General features: G+C 40.4%; 25 protein-coding genes. 12 read left to right on the forward strand and 13 right to left on the reverse strand.

The annotated features are described in order from the left end of the window. Positions 1-48 precede the first annotated feature (48 nt). From dnaA to ABIB50_RS07400, 3 genes are all read right to left on the reverse strand, one after another. Positions 49-1,476 (reverse strand): chromosomal replication initiator protein DnaA, encoded by a 1,428-nt coding sequence (dnaA, locus tag ABIB50_RS07390; RefSeq protein ID WP_429378542.1) that lies wholly within the window; start codon positions 1,474-1,476, stop codon positions 49-51. 449 nt (positions 1,477-1,925) lie between these two features. Further along, positions 1,926-3,470 carry an acyl-CoA mutase large subunit family protein gene (locus tag ABIB50_RS07395; RefSeq protein ID WP_429378544.1) on the reverse strand — a complete coding sequence of 515 codons (1,545 nt, stop codon included), beginning with the start codon at positions 3,468-3,470 and terminating at the stop codon, positions 1,926-1,928. Positions 3,471-3,578: 108 nt separating this feature from the next. Further along, a complete protein-coding gene (locus tag ABIB50_RS07400) occupies positions 3,579-4,106 on the reverse strand; it encodes a hypothetical protein (RefSeq protein ID WP_429378546.1) in 528 nt (175 codons plus the stop codon). A 95-nt stretch (positions 4,107-4,201) separates the two neighbouring features. Between ABIB50_RS07400 and ABIB50_RS07405 the strand changes: the two genes are divergently transcribed. Beyond that, positions 4,202-4,555, forward strand: a complete 354-nt coding sequence (locus ABIB50_RS07405) for a HesB/IscA family protein (RefSeq protein WP_429378547.1) — start codon at positions 4,202-4,204, stop codon at positions 4,553-4,555. Between the two features lie 84 nt (positions 4,556-4,639). Next, positions 4,640-4,960: a DUF5818 domain-containing protein gene (locus ABIB50_RS07410; protein ID WP_429378548.1), complete on the forward strand. Its 321-nt coding sequence runs from the start codon at positions 4,640-4,642 to the stop codon at positions 4,958-4,960. Positions 4,961-5,088: 128 nt separating this feature from the next. On the opposite strand, the gene ABIB50_RS07415 is transcribed toward ABIB50_RS07410, so the two are convergent. Next, positions 5,089-5,577 carry a DUF3347 domain-containing protein gene (locus ABIB50_RS07415; protein ID WP_429378549.1) on the reverse strand — a complete coding sequence of 163 codons (489 nt, stop codon included), beginning with the start codon at positions 5,575-5,577 and terminating at the stop codon, positions 5,089-5,091. 95 nt (positions 5,578-5,672) lie between these two features. Here ABIB50_RS07415 and ABIB50_RS07420 point away from each other — a divergent pair, with 95 nt between their 5' ends. Further along, positions 5,673-6,917: an ABC transporter permease gene (locus ABIB50_RS07420; protein WP_429378550.1), complete on the forward strand. Its 1,245-nt coding sequence runs from the start codon at positions 5,673-5,675 to the stop codon at positions 6,915-6,917. An 86-nt stretch (positions 6,918-7,003) separates the two neighbouring features. On the opposite strand, the gene ABIB50_RS07425 is transcribed toward ABIB50_RS07420, so the two are convergent. From ABIB50_RS07425 to ABIB50_RS07445, 5 genes are read right to left on the reverse strand one after another with little or no spacing between them, the layout of a single operon-like run. Next, on the reverse strand, positions 7,004-7,747 hold the full coding sequence (locus ABIB50_RS07425; protein WP_429378552.1) for a tyrosine-protein phosphatase: 744 nt from the start codon (positions 7,745-7,747) through the stop codon (positions 7,004-7,006). After that, the gene (rfbB, locus tag ABIB50_RS07430) at positions 7,747-8,799 is read right to left on the reverse strand and encodes a dTDP-glucose 4,6-dehydratase (RefSeq protein ID WP_429378553.1); all 1,053 of its coding nucleotides are present in this window, start codon (positions 8,797-8,799) and stop codon (positions 7,747-7,749) included. The genes ABIB50_RS07425 and rfbB overlap by 1 nt, the downstream gene beginning before the upstream one ends. 11 nt (positions 8,800-8,810) lie before the next feature. Then, on the reverse strand, positions 8,811-9,833 hold the full coding sequence (galE, locus tag ABIB50_RS07435; protein WP_429378555.1) for a UDP-glucose 4-epimerase GalE: 1,023 nt from the start codon (positions 9,831-9,833) through the stop codon (positions 8,811-8,813). Beyond that, positions 9,826-10,815: a UDP-glucuronic acid decarboxylase family protein gene (locus tag ABIB50_RS07440; protein WP_429378557.1), complete on the reverse strand. Its 990-nt coding sequence runs from the start codon at positions 10,813-10,815 to the stop codon at positions 9,826-9,828. The genes galE and ABIB50_RS07440 overlap by 8 nt, the downstream gene beginning before the upstream one ends. Continuing rightward, positions 10,815-12,125, reverse strand: a complete 1,311-nt coding sequence (locus ABIB50_RS07445) for a UDP-glucose dehydrogenase family protein (RefSeq protein ID WP_429378559.1) — start codon at positions 12,123-12,125, stop codon at positions 10,815-10,817. Before ABIB50_RS07445 ends, ABIB50_RS07440 begins: the two co-directional genes overlap by 1 nt. Positions 12,126-12,187: 62 nt before the next feature. Here ABIB50_RS07445 and ABIB50_RS07450 point away from each other — a divergent pair, with 62 nt between their 5' ends. Together ABIB50_RS07450 and ABIB50_RS07455 are read left to right on the forward strand one after the other, a co-directional pair. Further along, positions 12,188-13,390 (forward strand): 3-deoxy-D-manno-octulosonic acid transferase, encoded by a 1,203-nt coding sequence (locus ABIB50_RS07450; protein ID WP_429378561.1) that lies wholly within the window; start codon positions 12,188-12,190, stop codon positions 13,388-13,390. A 148-nt stretch (positions 13,391-13,538) separates the two neighbouring features. Next, complete coding sequence (locus ABIB50_RS07455) at positions 13,539-14,108, forward strand: RNA polymerase sigma factor (protein ID WP_429378563.1); 570 nt, start codon at positions 13,539-13,541, stop codon at positions 14,106-14,108. Between the two features lie 121 nt (positions 14,109-14,229). Here the strand turns inward: ABIB50_RS07455 and ABIB50_RS07460 are convergent, their stop codons facing one another. Beyond that, positions 14,230-16,521 carry a GH92 family glycosyl hydrolase gene (locus ABIB50_RS07460; protein ID WP_429378565.1) on the reverse strand — a complete coding sequence of 764 codons (2,292 nt, stop codon included), beginning with the start codon at positions 16,519-16,521 and terminating at the stop codon, positions 14,230-14,232. Positions 16,522-16,695: 174 nt separating this feature from the next. On the opposite strand from ABIB50_RS07460, the gene ABIB50_RS07465 reads away from it, so the two are divergent. From ABIB50_RS07465 to ABIB50_RS07495, 7 genes are all read left to right on the forward strand, one after another. After that, entirely contained in the window at positions 16,696-17,274 is a 579-nt protein-coding gene (locus ABIB50_RS07465) for a LemA family protein (protein WP_429378567.1), read from the forward strand. Between the two features lie 87 nt (positions 17,275-17,361). Further along, positions 17,362-17,799, forward strand: coding sequence for a TPM domain-containing protein (locus tag ABIB50_RS07470; protein WP_429378569.1), 438 nt, complete (start codon positions 17,362-17,364; stop codon positions 17,797-17,799). 10 nt (positions 17,800-17,809) lie between these two features. After that, positions 17,810-18,607 (forward strand): TPM domain-containing protein, encoded by a 798-nt coding sequence (locus tag ABIB50_RS07475; RefSeq protein WP_429378571.1) that lies wholly within the window; start codon positions 17,810-17,812, stop codon positions 18,605-18,607. Between the two features lie 111 nt (positions 18,608-18,718). Further along, entirely contained in the window at positions 18,719-19,267 is a 549-nt protein-coding gene (locus tag ABIB50_RS07480) for an NUDIX hydrolase (protein ID WP_429378573.1), read from the forward strand. A gap of 87 nt (positions 19,268-19,354) precedes the next feature. Beyond that, a complete protein-coding gene (locus tag ABIB50_RS07485; RefSeq protein WP_429378575.1) occupies positions 19,355-19,993 on the forward strand; it encodes a hypothetical protein in 639 nt (212 codons plus the stop codon). Further along, on the forward strand, positions 19,990-20,292 hold the full coding sequence (locus tag ABIB50_RS07490) for a winged helix-turn-helix domain-containing protein (protein ID WP_429378577.1): 303 nt from the start codon (positions 19,990-19,992) through the stop codon (positions 20,290-20,292). Before ABIB50_RS07485 ends, ABIB50_RS07490 begins: the two co-directional genes overlap by 4 nt. Positions 20,293-20,373: 81 nt before the next feature. After that, the gene (locus ABIB50_RS07495; RefSeq protein WP_429378579.1) at positions 20,374-21,105 is read left to right on the forward strand and encodes a ferritin-like domain-containing protein; all 732 of its coding nucleotides are present in this window, start codon (positions 20,374-20,376) and stop codon (positions 21,103-21,105) included. A gap of 82 nt (positions 21,106-21,187) precedes the next feature. Here ABIB50_RS07495 and ABIB50_RS07500 read toward each other — a convergent pair whose 3' ends face one another. The 3 genes from ABIB50_RS07500 to ABIB50_RS07510 all read right to left on the reverse strand — a co-directional run bounded on the left by ABIB50_RS07500 (position 21,188) and on the right by ABIB50_RS07510 (position 22,191). Continuing rightward, positions 21,188-21,379, reverse strand: coding sequence for a cold-shock protein (locus tag ABIB50_RS07500; RefSeq protein ID WP_429378581.1), 192 nt, complete (start codon positions 21,377-21,379; stop codon positions 21,188-21,190). Between the two features lie 138 nt (positions 21,380-21,517). Next, positions 21,518-21,706: a cold-shock protein gene (locus ABIB50_RS07505; RefSeq protein WP_429378583.1), complete on the reverse strand. Its 189-nt coding sequence runs from the start codon at positions 21,704-21,706 to the stop codon at positions 21,518-21,520. Positions 21,707-21,768: 62 nt separating this feature from the next. Further along, positions 21,769-22,191: a PH domain-containing protein gene (locus tag ABIB50_RS07510; protein ID WP_429378585.1), complete on the reverse strand. Its 423-nt coding sequence runs from the start codon at positions 22,189-22,191 to the stop codon at positions 21,769-21,771. Positions 22,192-22,219 lie beyond the last annotated feature (28 nt).

Consider the following 22,219-nt stretch of genomic DNA (forward strand, 5'->3'; position numbering starts at 1 on the left):
TCATGATCAGATCACAATGGCGCTCATTAAAGTATGGGGATGTATCTTTTAGGACATCTTTAGCTTTTTCTGTATATCAGCTACGTAGCCTTTAAATTTCTTATCAGTATCAATTAAATCTTCAACGGTTTGGCAGGCGTAGATAACTGTAGAGTGATCGCGGCCGCCAAAGAAATGGCCAATTGATTTTAGCGAGCTTTTGGTATGCGCCTTTGCCAGGTACATAGAGATTTGGCGGGCCTGTACGATCTCGCGTTTGCGGGTTTGTGATTTTACCATATCAATTGGCACTTCAAAATACTCGCAAACCAGGTTTTGTATGTACTCCATCGAAATTTCTTTCGAAGAATTTTTTACAAAGTTCTTCAGCATTTGCTTGGCCAGGTTCAAATCAATCTCCTTACGGTTAAGGGTTGATTGTGCCAGCAATGATACCATTGCACCTTCCAGCTCGCGCACGTTATTATCAATGTTATGCGCAACGTATTCAATTACGTCATCGCTTAACTCAATACCATCCTGGTAAGTTTTATTTTTAAGGATAGCCATACGGGTTTCCAGATCAGGGATCTGTAGATCTGCCGAAAGGCCCCATTTAAATCTTGATAATAAACGTTCCTCTAAACCAGCAAGGTCCTTTGGCGCTTTATCGGAGGTAATGATCAGCTGCTTGCCTGATTGGTGCAGGTGATTAAAAATGTGGAAGAAGAAATCCTGTGTTTTTTCTTTACCTGCAAAGTTGTGCACATCATCCATGATCAGCACATCAATAGCCTGGTAAAAATTCACAAAATCATTTATGTTGTTATGCTTTAAGGCATCAACAAACTGCTGTGTAAATTTTTCGCATGATACGTATAGTACCAGCTTATCAGGTAATGAGCGTTTAATTTCATTGCCAATCGCTTGCGCAAGGTGAGTTTTACCCAAACCTACACCACCATAAATCATTAACGGATTAAAAGAAGTACCGCCCGGTTTAGCAGCAACAGCATAACCTGCAGAACGTGCTAAACGGTTACAATCGCCTTCAACAAAATTTTCAAAAGTATATTGACGGTTTAATTGCGGATCGACGTTAAGTTTTTTCAATCCGGGGATTACAAACGGATTTTTGATATCCTTATTTATAGAAATAGGGATAGGCATAGACTGATTTTTTGACTCTGCGCCATTTCCGTTTGAAGGCATATTAGTTGTATATGGTTTGCTGGCCGATGATTGCTCAACTACTATATTATATTCTAAACGCCCGTCATCGCCTAATTGTTTCTTTATTGTTTTACGCAATAGTTGTACGTAATGTTCTTCTAACCATTCGTAGAAGAATAAGCTGGGTACTTGTATAGTAAGGACGCTACCTTCAATACGCAATGCCTTAATTGGTTCGAACCAGGTTTTAAAGCTTTGCGCAGGGATGTTATCTTTTATGATTTGAAGACAGCTATTCCAGACGTTAGTACAAGTTTTTTCCATATAAATTTTTAGTAAACTATTGATTTTCAAACCCCAAGCGACACTTAAATTGGGCTTGCTACGGAACATCGAATATTCGGAAAAAAACCGAATTAAAAAACTCTTTTTTCATTTTTTCTGAAAATAAATTTCAAAAAAACAACGTTGGTTATTGTATTATTTCGGATATAAAAAGTTATATTTCGCATGAACCAACCCTCATTATATCCCTTTTAATATTAAACATTGCGTTTCCTGCACATTTAGGCACTTTATTATAATTTGCCTCAAATTTTTTAGCCTTAACACACGCTTAACAGTGAGGTAGCACTGGCTTAATTTTAAGAATTACTACTATTTAGAGGGTTTTACAAGCTATTTTTAAACGATAATATTTTCCTTTTTATTAAATAAGTTTCCAAAAAGACGGGTAGCAAAAACTTCGGGATTTATTAATTGTTGGCAGTTGGTTAATATTCGCCAAAAACATCGCGCAGTGTATCAGAAATTTCGCCGAGGGTGGCATAATTTTCAACCGCGGTTAATATACAAGGCATCAGATTTTCTGTGCCGGCCGCGGCCTCTTTTAATTTTTTCAAATTATTTGCTACCGCGATATTGTCCCTTTCGGCCTTTAATTTTTTGATTTTTTTAATTTGATGTAAGCGGATGGCATCATCAACCCTAAATACATTATTTAAGGGGGCTTCTTCCTGTACATATTTATTAACGCCTACTATTATTTTTTCGCCGCTTTCTATTTCGTTTTGATATTGATATGCAGCACTTGCAATCTCCTGCTGGATATAATCCTGCTCAATAGCTTTTACCGAGCCACCCATGGCATCTATCTTATCTATATATACTTGTGCGGCTGCCTCCAGTTCATCTGTTAGCGCCTCAATAAAGTACGAGCCTGCTAATGGGTCAACCGTATCGGTAGCGCCACTTTCAAACGCAATGATCTGTTGGGTACGCAAAGCAATTTTGGCAGCAGCCTCGGTGGGCAGGGCTATAGCCTCGTCATATCCATTGGTATGCAGCGACTGCGTACCGCCCAATACCGCAGCCAACGCCTGGGTAGTAACCCGCACTATATTATTCATGGGTTGTTGAGCGGTTAGCGTTGAGCCGCCTGTTTGGGTATGGAAGCGTAATTTTTGCGCACCGTCATCTGTAGCGCCCAGTTCTTTGGTGATATGTGCCCACATCCTTCTTGCGGCCCTAAACTTAGCTATCTCCTCAAAAAAATTATTGTGGCAATTAAAAAAGAACGACAATCGCTTTGCGAAAACATTAATATCCAATCCTTTACTTTGCGCGGCCTTTAAATAAGCCTTACCATTAGCCAAAGTAAAGGCCAGTTCCTGCACTGCTGTAGATCCCGCTTCGCGGATATGGTAGCCGGATATAGATATGGTGTTCCACTTTGGTACTTCTTTGCTACAATATTCAAACACATCAGTTATTAAGCGTATGGACGGCGCAGGCGGATAGATATACGTACCGCGTGCAGCGTACTCCTTTAATATATCATTTTGTACCGTTCCCGATAACTGGGCAAGGTCTGCCCCCTGTTTTTTTGCTAACGCGATATACATAGCCAGCAAAATTGGCGCAGTAGCGTTAATGGTCATGGAGGTGGTGATATCCTTCAATTGGATGCCATCAAATAAGACCTCTATATCTTTTAACGAATCAATAGCTACTCCAACCTTACCTACCTCGCCTTCGGCCAGTTCATGATCGCTGTCATAGCCTATCTGGGTTGGCAGGTCAAAAGCTACCGACAGGCCCATAGTGCCCTGGCTTAATAAATAATGGTAACGTTTATTTGATTCCTCGGCGGTTGAGAAGCCTGCGTATTGGCGCATTGTCCAGGGCTTACCCCGGTACATGTCTTTCTGGATACCACGGGTGTATGGAAATTCGCCGGGCAGCTCGTTCATTTTTGAAGGTTCGGTATAAACCTCCTTAATTTCAATACCCGATGTCGTTGTCCGCTTAACCGCCATACTATTATTGATTTGAGAATTTAAAGATTTGAAAATGTGTTAATTGGGGAATGTTGTTATTTATCATAAAGCGTAATCTTCAAATTCTCAAATTTACACACCTTCAAATTAAAATAATTCTTCCAATTCTTTACGGATCAAACTCAAGCCAATATCATACGGGTTATTTCCTGATTCACTGATCTGGGTCAATATAGTTCGGCTTAGCTCAAGGCCGGTAGCAGTTTCGGGTAATCCTTTAATTGCATTGTTAACTACGCCTAAAGTTTCATCCTTTAACCGTTTTACAATGGCCCAGGTATTGGTGCTCACATAAATTTGCTGGGTAACGTTATGCTGATACTCGTTACGTAGTTCGGCAACTATCAGCATATATAATTCGGCAGCCGAGTAGTCGGGGTTGTTTAAGCGGATCAATAAATTTGAGGGGTTAATACGCTCTATAAATAATACCACGCGCTCATAAGCCTGTAATCGTAAAGGCAGGGTTTGGCTGCTGATGGTTTTCTTTAATTCGACAAGCTGCATGCTTTCAGACCGATCTAAATAAGGCTTCAATAAATAAAAAGCTATCCATACCACACCAAGGCCGGCAACGGTGTATTTTACAATATCTAATAAATAAGTTAATGTCATTGGTTAAGTTTAATGTTAGGCGCAGGTCATAAATAATGTGCCGGAAACAAAAATCCGCATTTTACCTTATATTTGTGTAGTTAATTAAAAATAAGATGAGTACAGCTGTTGAAACTATGCCTGCACCGGTTACCCTTACTGAAGGCGCCGTTAAAGAATTACATAAATTAAAAGATCAGCAAGAAATTGGCAATGATTTTGGTTTGCGCATTGGTGTTGAAGGTGGCGGTTGCTCTGGCATGAGCTACGTTTTAGGGTTTGACCAAAAAAAAGATGGCGACCAGGAATTTTTAATTGAAGGCTTGCGCGTTTTAATGAATAAAGCACACGGTATGTATTTAATGGGTATGGAAATTAATTTTCAGGACGGATTAAATGCACGCGGCTTTACGTTTGCCAACCCTAATGCTGCCAGCACCTGTGGTTGTGGCACTTCGTTCTCTGTTTAGGGTTAAAATAGTATAGATACACTATTTGATTTAGTTATATTTTTATTTAGATTTGACTATCAAGGCTTTAAAACAATATAACTCATGAAAAAGTATCTTTTGCTATTTGTGATGGCTTTATCATTAAGCACATCATTTGCTTTCAAGAAATTTGCGTCATTTACCGGCTATATTAGCTGTGCCAAGTGTGGTGACGCCAGTAAAGAATCCGGAATAGCCAATCACGCAGCGTGCGCGGCCGCGTGCGTCAAGGGTGGTCAAGCGGTTGTATTAGTTACAGCCGATGGTAAAATTTATAAATTATCCAACCAAAGCAAGGCGTTAACAGTCGTTGGCAAAAAAGTAAATATTGAGGGCAGCCTTAAAGACGATACCATCGAAATTAAATCGATAAAAGCAATTTGATGTTATAAATAAACAATAGAAAAGGCCTTTCTAAAATATCAGAAAGGCCTTTTTCATATATAGCGTTTTTCATTTTGCAAATTCCTTTATACTACAAAGCCAGGAATCAAGATATCAATTTCTTTATTTTACTTCGCTGCTTTTAAGGTTTCTTTTACGCTGCCACACTCCAGCATCTCTTTGCCATAGTATGGATTTTCGATGGCTTCCACATCACTCAGCCAACTCGATTTTTTCATTGGGCAATATTGCCAGTAAAGTGTTTTAGCATTAGCTTTCATCGATTTTACAACCGCGTAAAAGTTTTTTGATAAAGAAGCAAAATGCTCCCGTTGGTGAGCAATCGCGTCAGTTTCGCTAATATGCCGACTATCAAAACTTAGCTTATCGGCATATTTTTTCCAGTTTTCGTCTTGCAGTTGTACAGCTGCTATCTGGGTACTTAAAACTTTGGCCCGGGCCTGGGCTGCCTTGCCGTTATCGGCTGCCAATGCATTTTTTACTTCTAAATAAGCCGCAACTACATTATTTATAGTGGCATTTGATGCTTGCGCTTTTACGTTTATAGTTACTACAGCCAACAGCACTACTATAAAAATTGATCTGATGATTTTCATGATGTGAATTTAAACATATCTTATTACATCCTCATTATTTTGTAACAAACAGGCATGTATGTTAGTCATACCACTAAGTTTTTTATATTTATACCATGCCGGTAAAAACCACGCTTAAAGAAAACATATCCATAGCCCTGCAATCAATTGCCGGCAACAGGTTGCGCACATCGCTTACCTCGTTAATTATCGCTATTGGCATTATGGCATTGGTAGGTATATTAACCGCTATTGAAGGTATAAAACAATACACTACCGACGCTTTTTCAAGCCTTGGCGCAAACTCATTTACCATACAAAATCGTGGTTCGGGGGTAAACTTTGGCAATGGCGGGCACCGCAAAAGGTATCCATCCATACGCTATGATCAGGCGCAACGGTTTAAAACTCTTTATAAACTGCCGGCCCTGGTTGCTATAAATTTAGACATATCGGGCACGGCCATTGCCAAATATGAAGGGTTAAAAACCAACCCAAACATAACCGTAACCGGCACCAACGAAAACTATTTACAAACTAATGGGTACAAACTGGCATTGGGCCGTAATTTTTCTGAAACAGAATTAGAGTATGGCGCCAACGTAGTTATTATTGGCCAGGAGATAAAAACCAAGATCTTTAAAAACCAGGACCCTGTCAATAAATCTATTTTTGTTGGCAGTAATAAATTTAAGGTAATTGGTGTTTTTGCCCCTAAAGGAGCCAGTGCCGGCTTTGGTGGCGGCGACAGGCTTTGTACCATACCTATATTAAAAGCTAAACAAATAGCTACCAGCTCCAATCCATCATTCGCGGTTACGGTAATGGTTACCAGCGGCGGCAGTTTTGATGCAAGTATTGGTGAGGCTACTTCAACTTTCAGAAACATTCGCGGCCTTGGCGTTGGCATTGCGGATAATTTTGAAATAACCCGTAGCGACTCCGTGCAACAACAGTTATCGGGCCAGCTAACCGGCATGACTATGGCCGGCTTCGGCATTGGTATAATTACGCTTATTGGCGCAGCTATTGGTTTAATGAATATTATGCTGGTATCAGTTACCGAGCGTACCCGCGAAATTGGCATCCGAAAAGCTATCGGGGCCACACCATCAGTAATACGCAAACAGTTTTTAATTGAAGCTATAGTAATATGCCTGATAGGCGGTGTAGGCGGTATTATATTAGGGATGGCTGTTGGCAATTTAATAGCCGTACAAATAAGTGGTAAGTTTATTGTGCCTTGGTTGTGGCTATTCTCTGCTATTGCGCTATGTACCTTAATTGGTTTGCTATCGGGTTTTTATCCTGCCAAAAAAGCATCTAAACTTGACCCGGTTGAGGCATTGAGATACGAGTAGTGAATGTGCAGATTAAAAAGAATGAATAATTATTTAACCAATCACATATAAGAGCCGCTGATCAAATAATCTGCATATTTGCAAATCTACTTCAGCATTATATTCTTTAGCGAATAGTTAGTGAGCAGCTTTTGCACGTGCGGGAAATTTAAAGCATCGCGGAAGGCGGCAGCGTGCCTTGGATGATGCATGTCACTTGATATAAAATCAACTATATCATTATCTACCATGGCTTCAGCTTTTTTCTTAACGTCTTTGCCATAATAACCTGTTAATGATATGGTATTTAATTGCATGTTACAACCCCAGGAACGCAGGTTCGCTATTTCTTCTACAGTCATGTAAGGGTATCTTTCAGGATGTGCTAAAACGGGCTTATATTCACCCCACTCTATCATCCTTTGTATAACCTGGAAAGCATTGGGTGGCGGGCTAACAAATGAATATTCAAACAGCGCGTAATTATCACCCATTGTCATAAGCCTTTTCTCGGCAACACGTTTTTCAAAGGTTTCATCAAAATAATGCTCGGCTGCTGCTTCAATTTCTATATCGATGTTTTGCTTTTTTAATTCGGCCTTCAACGTTTCAAGGGCAGCAATAATTATTTCGGGCGTATTTCTATAAAAATCAACCATTATATGCGGGGTAGCAATAATTTTTTTTATCCCTACATCTATCATCTTCTTTATCAAGAATATAGACTCCTCCAGATTTTGTGCACCATCGTCAATACCCGGCAGGACATGCGAATGCATATCAACCATGATCGATGCATAGTTAAACTCCGGGGTTATTTTACTTTCTTTCTTTTTAAAGAAACCAAACATTAGCGATGATTATATTGCTCTGTATAATATTGCTGATAATGTCCTGATGTTACGTCGGTTAGCCATTCTTCGTTTGCAAGGTACCAGTCAACCGTTTTTTCTAATCCTTCTTCAAATGTAATGCTTGGTACCCAGCCTAATTCTTTTTGAAGTTTGGTGGCGTCAATGGCATACCGAAGGTCGTGGCCGGCCCGATCTGTAACAAACGTTATTAGCTGTGCTGATTCACCGTCTCTCCTACCCAACTTCTTATCCATAATGGTGCACAACGCATTAATAAGATCTATGTTTTTCCACTCGTTGTGGCCGCCTATATTATAAGTAGTGCCGGTTGCTGCTTTATGAAATATCAAATCAATCGCGCGCGCATGATCCTCTACCCATAACCAGTCGCGTATGTTTTCGCCTTTACCGTATACGGGTACCGCCTTTTTTTGTTTTATATTATGGATAGCTAATGGGATCAGTTTTTCAGGAAAGTGAAAAGATCCATAATTGTTTGAACAGTTAGAGATAACCGTATTTAAGCCGTAAGTATCATAATAAGCCCTGACAAAATGATCTGAGCTTGCTTTTGATGCAGAATATGGCGAATGCGGATCATAAGCTGTTTCTTCGGTAAACATACCATCCCCACCTAAAGTACCATAAACTTCATCGGTTGATACATGGTAAAAACGTTTATCAGTATAGTTACTTTTCCAGGTATCGCGTGCGGCGTTTAATAAGTTTACCGTACCTACAACATTGGTCATAACAAACTCAGAAGGGTTGGTAATAGATCGGTCAACATGCGATTCGGCGGCAAGGTGTATAACCGCGTCGGGCTTTTCATCAGCGAAAAGCTGATTTATAAAAGCCATATCAACTATATCTCCCTTTACAAACCTATAATTGGCTGCATTTTCAATATCCCTTAAGTTTGCCAGGTTACCAGCATAAGTTAATTTATCTAAATTGATGATGCTGTATTCGGGATAGTTTTTAACAAACCGGCGTACCACATGCGAGCCTATGAAACCGGCCCCACCTGTAATTATAATTTTTTTCATTATTTAATATGTTATAGTGGGTTTTGGGCAATATATTTTTCCCATTCCCAGGCCGACTGCATCATGGTATCCAGATCCAGTTCTGTTTTCCACTTTAAAACATTTTTCGATTTGGTAACGTCGCCCCAAACCTGTTCCACGTCGCCGCCACGTCGCGGACCTATCTGGTAATTTAATTTTTGGCCGGTTGATTGCTCAAAAGCATGTATCACTTCTAAAACCGAGCTACCCTTACCTGTGCCAATGTTAAAAACATCATAACCTTTAAATGTTTCTTTTTCCATTAACTTTAATGCAGCCACATGTGCTTTAGCGAGATCAACTACATGTATATAATCGCGAACGCAGCTGCCATCGGGTGTGTTATAGTCATCGCCAAAAACGGTTATTTTCTCGCGTTTCCCAATAGCTGTTTGTGTAATAAACGGCACCAGGTTTTGTGGCACACCAATTGGCAATTCGCCAATTAAAGCCGAACTATGTGCGCCCACCGGGTTAAAATATCGTAGCGAAATCACTTTATAACTACTGCCTGCTTTTTGCATATCTACCAATATTTCCTCGGCTATTTGCTTGGTGTTACCGTAAGGCGATTCGGCCGTTTTAACAGGTGCATTTTCGGTAACCGGTAAACTATCGGGTTGCCCGTAAACTGTACAGCTTGATGAAAACACAAAATTTACAGGTTTACCATCATAAGCGTTTAATATATTTAATAACGAATAAAAGTTATTACGATAATATTTAATAGGATGTTGCACAGATTCGCCAACTGCTTTAAAGGCCGCAAAATGGATAATTCCTTCAATATCAGGCTCCTTTTCGGCTAATTTTTTTGTACCCGGCTCATCACAAAGATCTAACTTATAAAACTGCGGTTTATAACCTATAATTTTAGCTAATTGATCCAGCATTTTAGGATCAGAATTTGAAAGATCGTCAACAATAATAGGCTCATAGCCGGAATTTACCAGCTCAACAACAGTATGTGAGCCAATAAAACCTAAACCGCCGGTCACTAATATTTTAGCCATTAATTTTATTATAATAAGTAAAATCTTTATGTTGTATTTCTTTATCCGGCAACGATTTAAAATATTCGTAAGTTATTTTTAAACCTTCGCTACGGGTAACTTTTGGTTCCCAGCCTAAAATAGCTTTGGCCTTGGTAATATCGGGTCGGCGTTGCTTAGGGTCATCAGTAGGTAATGGTAAACTTATCAATTGCTGATTGGTGCCGGTTAGCTTTATAATTTCTTCGCCAAACTGGCGAATAGTAATTTCGTCAGGGTTGCCAATATTCATGGGCTGTGCATAATCGCTATGCAGCAGGCGATAGATCCCTTCGATCAAATCATCAACATAACAAAATGAGCGGGTTTGTGAGCCATCGCCAAACATGGTTAATGATTCACCCCTTAAAGCCTGGCCAATAAAGGCTGGCAATACACGCCCGTCATTTAAACGCATCCGCGGACCATAGGTATTGAATATACGAACAATACGCGTTTCTAAACCATGAAAAGTATGGTACGCCATAGTAATAGCTTCCTGGAAACGTTTAGCTTCATCATAAACACCGCGCGGACCAACCGGGTTAACATTACCCCAATATTCTTCGGGTTGAGGGTTAACGTTAGGGTCGCCGTAAACTTCGGATGTAGAAGCGATCAACATCCTGGCTTTTTTAGACCGGGCCAATCCCAATAAATTATGGGTACCTAATGAACCTACTTTTAAGGTTTGGATAGGGATTTTCAGATAATCAATCGGGCTTGCAGGCGATGCAAAATGAAGTATATAGTTCAAGTCGCCGGGTACATATACAAACTTGGAAACATCATGATTATAAAACTCGAAGTTTTCAAGCTTAAATAAATGCTCGATATTGCGCAGGTCGCCGGTTATTAAATTATCCATGCCTATAACATGATAATCTTCTTTAATAAACCTGTCGCATAAATGCGAACCTAAAAAGCCGGCAGCCCCGGTAATTAATATACGTTTACGCGCCATTAGCTTACTACTTTTCTACCTATGCTGTTATAATAAAATCCGCAATCTATCATCTTCTGGATATCGTATAAATTACGACCATCAAAAATGACTTTTGTTTTTAAAAGCGAGTCTACCTGGTCAAAATCAGGTGTACGGAACACCGACCACTCGGTTAATATCAGCAACGCATCTGCATTTTTTAAAGCATCGTACTGGTTATCTGCATACGTTATCTTATCGCCTACCACACCTTTAACATTCGGCATAGCTTCAGGGTCAAAAGCCGCAACGGTTGCGCCTTCTTTTAAAAGCTCATCAATAATGTACAAAGCCGGGGCTTCGCGGATATCGTCTGTTTCGGGTTTAAAAGCAAGGCCCCAAATGGCAAACTTTTTATTCTTCAAATCGCCGTTAAAATATTTCTTTACCTTTTCAACCAGTATTTTACGCTGTATGTCATTAACATTCATTACTGCGTTTAATATTTTAAAATCGTAATTAATTTCTTTGGCCGATTTTGCCAGCGCCTGCACATCCTTAGGAAAGCAGCTGCCGCCATAACCAATACCTGAGAATAAGAACCTGCGGCCTATGCGTTCATCAGCGCCAATACCGCGCCTAACCATGTCCACATCTGCACCAACCAATTCGCACAGGTTGGCTATCTCATTCATGAACGATATTTTAGTAGCCAGGAATGAGTTTGCCGCGTATTTAGTCAACTCTGACGAGCGCTGATCCATATAAATTATAGGGTTGCCCTGGCGTACATAAGGCGAATAAAGCTCGCCCATTAATTTACGCGCCCGCTCATCAAGGGTGCCAATAACAATACGGTCTGGTTTCATAAAATCCTCAACCGCTACACCTTCGCGCAAAAACTCGGGGTTTGATACTACTGCAAATTCAACGTTGGTATTTTCATTAAGCACTGCGGTAATCTTATCAGCAGTACCAACCGGCACAGTTGATTTCGTTACAATTACCTTATATTCTGTAATTAACTTCGCGATATCCTTTGATGCGCCAAGCACATAACTTAAATCTGCAGACCCATCACCACCCGGAGGGGTAGGTAAAGCAAGGAAAATAATTTTAGCTTCTTGTATAGCGTCTGCAAGGCTGCTTGTAAAATGCAAACGGCCCTGGTCTATATTACGATGGAAAAGCAACTCTAATCCAGGCTCATAAATGGGCAATTTGCCGTCCTGCATCATTTTTACTTTACTCTCGTTTATATCAACACATATAACCTGGTTACCGGTTTCGGCTAAACAAGTTCCGGTTACTAGACCTACGTATCCTGTTCCTACTACAGCTATTTTCACGAAGTAATTGTTTTAATTGTTATTATATTTATCCCGGCGAAGATACTGATTTCGCATTTAAAATGTTATTATTATATAACTTAGGGTTACGCGTTTATTACGCCTTAATACGTTTCTTTTCTCTTTTCAATAAAAAGGCGGCCCTTTGGATTAATGGCCGTCGCGACGTTAAATATACACCTTTTAATCAATGTATCTGGTTCCATTTTGCATCGCTTGGCGAATTTGAGCAGGGGCGGCCCGTGTTAGAACAAATTAAATCCGATCATCCGCAAAGTAAAATCGTTATTACGTTTTTTTCGCCATCAGGTTTCGAGATCAGGAAAAATACGCCTCTTGCCGATGTTGTTTTCTACTTGCCCTTAGATACTGCTAAAAACGCAGCTGAGTTTATAGCAGCAATAAACCCTACCGTTGCCATATTTACGAAGTACGAGTATTGGTACCACTATTTTAATGAACTGCATACCCGCGGGATACCGCTGTACGTTATATCGGGGATATTCAGGCCAGGGCAGGTATTTTTTAAATGGTATGGCAGCCTGCATCGCCGGATGCTAAGCTTCGTGAGCCACTTTTTTGTACAGGACGAACAATCTAAGCAGTTATTACAGTCCATCAATATTACCAATGTAACCATTAGCGGCGATACCCGTTTTGACAGGGTTTGGGCCAATGCGCAAAACCCAAAACCATTACCAGAAATTGTCGAATTTATAAACAATCAAAAAACATTTATAGCAGGCAGTACCTGGCCCGCGGATGAAGAATTGATTGCTGCGCTGGTTAACCAATACCCCGACTGTAAATTTATTATTGCACCGCATGAAATAAGCGAAGAAAAAATAAATAAGCTGATAACCTTACTTCCTGAAAACGCTGCCACACGTTTTTCTCAAATCTCAAATCTCACGTCTCAAATCTTAATAATAGACAACATTGGCATGCTCTCATCGCTATATCAATATGGGGATATCGCCTTTATTGGCGGAGGCTTTGGGGCGGGTATTCATAATACTTTAGAAGCCGCAGCGTTTGGCTTACCGGTGATTTTCGGCCCAAATTACGACCGCTTTAAAGAAGCTAAGGATTTGATAGCAATTGGTGCCGGATTTAGCATTAGTGATGAGGCTTCGCTAAAAAAGGTAGTGGGCGATCTGGTTAATAATGTGATTATATATGATAGCGCAAGCAAGAAAGCCCATGGGTATGTAGCGGATAATATTGGGGCTACACAAACTATCATGAACTATATAAAAGGTTAAATATTATCCAAAAACCGTTCGGCTGCGTATCACAACTGTACGATAACGAACAGTTTCGTAGATGGTAATTTATTTATTATACTGATTATCAACAAATTAAAAAATGGCTTTGTTTTGGCATAGGTGGTTGTATTAAAAACACAATGCCATGATAGCAACAATTGATGACCGTTTAAATGACCTTTGGGAAGGCTGCCTAAACAATAACCGTAAACAACAGGAAGCATTATATAAACTTTTAGCGCCAAAAATGATGAGCGTTTGCATGCGCTATGCAAAAGATAAAGATACCGCCCAGGATATTTTGCAGGACGGTTTTATGAAGGTGTTTAAAAACATGCAATACTATCGTGGCGAGGGCAGCCGCGAAGGGTGGGTGCGCCGCATTATGGTACACAGCGCCATTAATCATTATCGCAAAGCAAAAAAAATGGTATTGGTTGATGATTTTTCTGAAACAACGCTAAACAATGGCTATGGTTATAATGGCCATACTTTGGACACTAACGACCTGTTGAAAATGGTGCAGCAGCTGCCCGATAATTATCGGTCCATATTTAATATGTATGCTATTGATGGGTACACGCATAAAGAGATTGGCAATAACCTTAATATCTCTGAAATCCTATCGCGCACTAACCTTAACCGCGCCCGCGCCATACTTAAAAATCAAATAAGCAAAATGGAAATGAGGGATCAATATTGCATGGCGGGCTGAGGGCAGTAATTAGAGTCTGGTTGATTAGAGATTAGGTCTATCAAATAGAATATAAAAGGGCGATGAGTTTTTAATTCATCGCCCTTTTCGTATCTTGTATAGTTAAAGGTTTCTCTAATCTCTACTTATGCTTCGGCCCCATAAAGAAGGTTAGTTCGCCGCCACTCATAATTTCGCTATGGCTTAAAGATAATTTGGTTAATGGTTTGCCGTTCAATATCATTTTTTGGATATAGACATTTTTAGGGCCCTGGTTATTTACATTTATTTTAAACGTTTTACCGCCGCCTACCTGTATAACGGCGCCATCAACAGCCGGACTACCTATAGCATATTGGTCTGATGCCGGCGCTACGGGGTAAAAACCTATCGAGCTAAAAATATACCACGCACTCATTTGGCCGGTATCATCATTGCCCCCTAAACCATCCGGAGTTGGCTTATACATTCTTGGCAATATCATGCGGATCTTTTCCTGCGTTTTCCATGGCTTATCTGTCCAGTTGTACAGGTAAGCAACGTGGTGCGATGGTTCGTTACCGTGTACATAGTTGCCTATGATACCATCTTTAGTAATATCCTCCGTCTCTGCAAAATATTTATCAGGCAGGTCATAGCTAAATAAGCTATCCATATAAGTAACAAAACGTTTGTTGCCACCCATTAGCTTGATCAGGTCAGCCGGGTCTTGCGGAACATGTAAGGTGTAGTTCCAGGCGTTACCTTCAATAAATCCCTGGCCTATAGTTGTAAACGGATCAAACTTTTTGCGGAAACTGCCATCGGCTAATCTTGGATGCATAAAACCTGACTTCGCGTCGTACACATTCCTGTAGTTCTGGCCGCGTTTACTAAACTCTTCGTAAATCGCTGTGTTGCCTAATTTTTTTGCCATTTGGGCAATGCACCAGTCATCAAAAGCATACTCTAAAGTTGATGATACCGAGTTACCATCAGCTTCGTCAGGAATGTAACCTTTATCTATATAGTCTGCTATGCCGCCCAAAAAATTGCGATGACGAGCTGTTGTTACACAAGCCTCCAAAGCTTTTTTTGTATCAAAATTCGCGTTACCTTTTATCACCGCGTCAGCAATAACCGATACGCTGTGATAGCCACTCATACACCAGTTTTCGTTACCAGAGTTGCTCCAAACCGGCAGCATATGCTCCGGGCTTTGGTCAAAGTGGGCCAACATTGATTTTATCATGTCCGCATTACGATCAGGGTCGATAACGTTAAACAGCGGATGCAGCGCACGGTAAGTATCCCATAAGCTAAAGGTGGTATAGTTGGTAAATCCGTCTGCCTTATGTATATTTTGATCCAACCCTTTATACTGTCCGTCAACATCCATATAAATTGTTGGGTTTATCATGGTGTGATACATGGCAGTATAAAAATTCTCTTTTAATTCTTTGCTGCCGCTTACGGTAATTTTGTCCAGCTCTTTCTCCCACTGATCCTGTCCGTCTTTTCTTACTTTATCAAAATCCCAGGTAGATGCTTCTGCGGCAAGGTTAGCTTGCGCGCCAGCCATACTTACCGGCGATAGGGCAAATTTAATTTTGATCTTCTCGCCTTCTTCGGTGCTAAAGTTAAAGTAAGCACGAAGGTCCTTACCAGCTATCTCCGGGAAATTTTTCACCTGGTTAAACTTACCCCAGAAACCGCCGTATGGTGAGCGTCCCGAATAGTTTTTGTAACCATGGCCGGTAAACGGTTTAGAAAACTCCATAGCAAAATACAAGGCCCTGCTGCGTGCCCAGCCGTTGGTTAAGCGGTAACCAATTACATGTGTATCATCTATCACACGCATATAGGTCCACACGTTTTTGCCGGGGTAATTATAGATCCCCGCCATCAGATCCAAAATAATATGCGAATTATCTGATTTAGGGAAAGTATACTGATGAAAACCAACACGGGTGGTAGTGGTCATTTCGGCAGTGATGTTGTGCTCATCCAATTTTACTTTATAGTAGTTGGCTTCGCTTACCTCGTTAGCGTGCGAGAAAGGCGAGCGGTAACCACTATGGGGTTTATCAACGGTGCCGGGATTAAGTTTTAACTGACCAACAGTTGGCATAATTAAAAAATCGCCTAAATCTGAGTGACCAGTACCGTTAAAATGGGTATGGCTAAAGCCTACAATAGTTTTATCCTCGTACTGGTAACCGGCGCAGTATTCATAAACTTTAGGGTTATACCTGCCATCTTTTTCATAGCTGGCAGTATCAGTTTCCGGGCTTAGTTGCACCATACCAAACGGCACAGTAGCCCCCGGGAAAGTATGGCCCATGCGCTGGGTACCAACTATAGGCTTAACATATTGTAATAATTTTTCGGTTGATCTTTGGGCGCTGGCCGTAAAAGCCGCGCAAACTAACAGGACGGTAAGAATTCTCTTCATGGAAATAATGAGCAATTAATTTCAATTTCAACGCAAATTATAAAATGTAATTGATTAATTGATTTAATTTATCTTTACCAAAACACAATTGCCATAATGGCATATAAAATATACTTTGTAACAACGGTATGTGTTTTGTGCTCTAATTATCAAAAAAACAAAAACTAAGGAAAAATGAAAAAGCTATTCGCAGCAATATTAGTAGTAGTGGCAGCAATGTCATTAAGTTCATGCAGTTATAACAGCATGGTAAAAATGGATGAGAACGTTAAAGGTAAATGGGGAACCGTACAGACCATGTACCAACGCCGTTCTGATTTGATACCTAACCTGGTTGAAGCCGTAAAAGGCGCTGCCAATTTCGAAAAAAGCACATTAACGGCTGTTATCGAAGCCCGCGCCAAAGCAACAGCTATACAGGTTGATCCTTCCAAGTTAACTCCCGAGTCTATTAAGGCTTTCCAAGAAGCTCAGGGCCAGTTAGGTTCGGCTTTAGGCAGATTGATGGTGGTATCAGAACAATATCCGACATTAAAAACAAACGAGAACTTCTTAGGTCTGCAAGCGCAGATTGAAGGTACAGAGAACCGCATTTCAGTAGCACGTAATGATTTTAACACTGCTGTACAAGAGTATAATACCAAGATCCGTTCGTTCCCGGCAAACATAACTGCAAAGATGTTTAGCTTCACCGAGAAAGGATATTTCCAGGCAGAAGCCGGCGCTGACAAAGCACCGAAGGTTAAGTTCTAAATTATTGACTGAGTGAATTAATGAATTATTGATTTGATAATGTTTCAATCAATAATTCATTAATTCAACAATTCTAACATTATCCCCATGGCTGTATTTAACGACGACGAGCAACAACGCATCCGCGAGGCAATTGCCGCGGCAGAGAAATGCACATCAGGCGAGATACGGGTTTCTATTGAGAAAACCTGTAGCGAAGATGTGCTTGACCGCGCCGCTAAATATTTTCACCAGCTGGATATGCATAAAACCAAGCTGCGCAATGGCGTATTGGTGTATGTAGCAGTGGTGGATAGAAAGTTTGCTATTATTGGCGATGCGGGTATTAACCAGGCGGTAAGCCCTGATTTTTGGGATTGTACCAAAGACGAAATGCTGAACCACTTTAAAACCGGCGATATTGTTGAAGGCATTGTTACCGGCGTTAAAATGGCCGGCCAACAATTGGGCAAATACTTCCCGCACGATCTGGGCGGCGACAGCAACGAACTTTCAGACGACGTTGCTTTTATGGATGGCGAATAAACCTAAAATCATGTTTAAAAAATTAATATTATTTGTTGGTTTGTTGGCAGTTACCCTGTCGGGATTTGCGCAGGAGTTGCCCCCTAAATCAACCACACTTGTTACTGATTATACCAACACGCTATCGGCCGATGAAAAACAACGGCTGGAAAGTAAGCTGGTTGCCTTTAATGATTCGTCGTCAACCCAGATTGCGGTTGTTATTATGCACTCTATCGGCGAGTATGACGTTAACGAGTATGCTCAAAAGTTAGGGCGTGCGTGGGGCATTGGGCAAAAAGATAAAAACAACGGCATTATTGTATTGCTGGTTAAAGATGACCGTAAGTTATCTATCCAAACCGGCTACGGTGTTGAAGGCGCATTACCTGACATTATTACGCAGCAGATCCGTGTAAACGATATGAACCCGCGCTTTAAGGAGGGCGACTTTTACGGTGGCCTTGACGCAGGTACCGACGATATCATCAAATACACTAAAGGCGAGTACAAAGCCGAGAAAAAAGCGCATCGCCAAAAAGGTGACGGCGGTGGCAGCCCTGTTGGCTTCATCGTTATTATTGTAGTATTTATACTGATAATGATTTTCCGTAACCGTGGTGGCGGTGGCGGCCAGGTAATTGGCAGCCGTGGCGGTGCCAGTCCGTTTTGGTGGTTGCTTGCCGGTTCGGCCTTAGGGCGCAGCAGCGGTGGTGGCGGTGGCTGGGGAGGTTTCTCCGGCGGTGGCGGCGGATCAGGCGGCGGCGGTGGTTTCGGCGGTTTTGGCGGCGGAAGTTTTGGCGGCGGCGGATCAGGCGGAAGCTGGTAGTGCTTAATTAGTGAGTTATTGAATGAGTGAATTATTGATTATTAATAATTCACAACTACTCCTCCTTAAAACCTAACTCAATAACTCATAATTCTATAATTCAATAATCAAATGAATGAACTTAAATGGACCATCTGCAGTTCAGAATATATACATAAAGGGCCCTGGGCCACATTACGGTCTGATAAATGCGAAATGCCCGATGGCCGCGTTGTTGAGCAATATTATGTTTTAGAATATCCCAACTGGGTTAACGCAGTAGCGCTAACAGCCGAAAATAAGATTATCATGGTGCGCCAATATCGCCACGCGGCGGGAATAGTATCTTTAGAGATCCCCGGCGGCGTTATTGATGGCGATGAAGAACCAGCTGCAGCTATGCGCCGTGAACTGCTGGAAGAAACCGGCTACCAGTTTGATGATATTGAATTGATCTGCACAGTTTACGCTAATCCATCTACAGCAAATAACCACACCTATTGTTACTTGGCCAAAGGCGGCATCAAAGTGCAGGAACAAGCGTTAGACGAGCATGAAGAAATTGTGGTTGAAGAATACACCATCGCCGAAGTGAAGCAACTGCTGGCTGATAATAAAATAGCCCAGTCGTTACATTGTACCGGGCTATTTTATGCGCTGATGAAATTGGGCGAGCTTTAATCAACCCCATCTCCTATTCATTTTTTCTTAAAATAAATTTGCCCAATCCATTTATATTCGTTTACTTTGAATTACAAAGTTCTTTATATGAAAGAAACCGATATTAAAGACGACCTGGCATCCATACGCAGTTTAATGGAGCGGTCATCAAAGTTTATATCACTTAGTGGCTTATCAGGGATATTGGCCGGCGTATATGCTTTAGTAGGGGCTATAGCGGCCTATAAGATCTTACAACACGCACCTCCTTATCAGCTATCCTTTGGCGTTGATACTTCCCCAGATTATGCTGATAGCACTACTACTATTTTACTTCCATTGATCCTGGTAGCTATTACAGTGCTGGCTGTATCAATATTAACTGCTATCATACTTTCATATCGCAAAGCACAGCAAAAAAGTCAACCTTTCTGGAGCAAAACCAGTAAAGCGCTATTGTTCCACATGGCCACTCCATTGCTTGCCGGCGGGCTTTTAATCATCATATTTATAGCACGCGGCTATTTTGGTATAGTTGCACCGGCATCATTAATATTTTATGGCTTATCGTTAGTTAGCGCCAGTAATTTTACTTTTAATGCGGTAAAATCGCTTGGCTTGTGTGAAATAGTTTTGGGTTTAATTAGTGCTTTGTATCCCGGTTACGGTTTGTATTTTTGGGCGATAGGATTTGGCGTGCTGCATATTATTTACGGCAGTGTGATGTACTTAAAATACGATAGGTGAAAATACAATTTGATAAATTAGATAAAGCTTTTGAGAACCGCCTGCGCCTGCAAATTATGAGCGTATTGGTGGCTAATGATCGTTACGACTTCAACTCGCTTAAAGAACTGCTGGATGTTACGGATGGTAACCTGGCATCGCATTTAAAGGGCTTGGAGAAGGAGGAATATATACTGGTTAATAAATCGTTTTTGGGACGCAAGCCAAATACCAATTATGAAGCAACAGTCAAAGGTAAAACAGCATTTAAAAATCACCTGGATGCTTTGGAGCAGTTAATAAAGTCGACAAAAAGATAAACTATATTTTTTTATCTATTTACTTTGAAATACAAAGTACTTTTTAAACCATAAATCTATAACCCTTTAAAAAATATCATCATGAACAACAGCCAATACTGGATAAACCATTTCAGGGCAAATGCCACCGAAAAAAGAGTGAATTGGGACATAGAACCCATAATAACAGACGAAGAAATAGCAACCATCCTGCCATCACTGCAAGCCTGGCAACTGGGCGAAACATCCGAAGGGAAGCACCTAATTGCCGCGTCAACCAAGTATGCAATAAAAGTTGGCGACCCGCAGTATTTAGTGGCCGTGCGGCTGTTTATCAAAGAGGAGCAAAAACACGGCAATAATTTGGGCACTTATCTCGACCTTATAAACAAACCCCGGATTAAGAAAAATTGGGGGGATAACTTATTCAGAAAAATTCGTTACTTCAACACCAATATGGAGCTGTGGACGGTGGCCGTTATTATAGTTGAAAGCACCGCGCAGATCTTTTACCAGGCGCTTAAAGATGCTACCAAATGTACGCTGCTAAAACAGATCTGTACCGATATATTGATAGATGAAGCTTATCATATTACTTTCCAGACAGAAAGGCTGGCCATGATCTATGAAGGCAAAAGCAATTTCTCAAAAAGCTGGCGGGTTGTTGGCTATAACCGGTTCTTTTACGCCACTTCTGCGCTGGTATGGTTCGCGCATAAAAAATTATTTAAGGCTGGCGGCATAACCTATGAAATGTATACCAAAAAAATGCACTGCAAATATCTTAAAACACTCAAAATCGTAACAGATACCGAGAATGCCTTGTGGATTTAAGCCCTTATATCTAAACCTTATCAACTAAAAAAGCCTTCCCGCAAATAGCGGGAAGGCTTTGTAATGACGGATAAATATATAGTTAAGCTACTTTTACATTTATAGCATTGATACCTTTTCTGCCATCTTCAACATCAAAGCTAACGGTATCGTTATCACGAATGTTGTCGATCAATCCTGTTGAGTGTACAAAGATTTCTTTGCCACCATCATTAGGTGTAATAAAACCAAACCCTTTGGTCTGATTAAAGAATTTTACTGTTCCTGTTTGCATTATATTTTAATTATTTTTGGTAAATATAAGTTAAATTATTGATAATTAAATAAATATGTTTTTTATCGCCAAATTTTTGTCAATAAAAAAAGCCTTCCATTGTGATGGAAGGCTTTTTTACGATTAATAAATATAGTTTTAAGCTAATTTTACATTTACCGCGTTAAGGCCTTTTTTGCCGTTTTGTACTTCGTATTCTACTTCGTCATTCTCGCGAATTTTGTCTACTAAGCCTGATACGTGTACAAAGATCTCTTCTCCGCTTTCAGATTTGATGAAACCGAAGCCTTTAGAGTCATTAAAAAATTTTACTGTTCCTGTTGCCATTATTGATTGTTTTTAAAATTAATGCAAGGTAGTAAAATATTTAATATTCAATACTATACCCATTATTTCGATATTTTTTTCTCTTTTAGCTTTACTTCTATGTTATTATTTATGGTTTGTAAGTGTGCAATGAAGTCCATTTTATGAGGCGGCGAGATAACAACACTGTCGTATTTATTAAAAAATATTTCAATCCTGTCTGACGATAATGCCGGGGCGCTTAATGCCGAATTAGTTTCCACTATTGATTTAATTGCTGAAATATCAATGTCTACGTTATAGAAAAAACCACTATGTACGTTAAGAATATAATCGTTTACAGTGTAATAAGTGGTAACTATCATATGGATCAGAAAACCAATTATTAAAAGGCTACCTATTAAGGCTAACCATAAACCATTGATTAAATAAAAGACGGATAGCCCGCCCATCAAAATAACTAACGGGATCCACACAATAGGGCCAATTTTTGATTTATAAACCATCTTACTTAGGGTTTTAGGTAATAAGTTA

Source organism: Mucilaginibacter sp. UYCu711 (assembly GCF_050433825.1).
Classification (GTDB): Bacteria; Bacteroidota; Bacteroidia; order Sphingobacteriales; family Sphingobacteriaceae; genus Mucilaginibacter.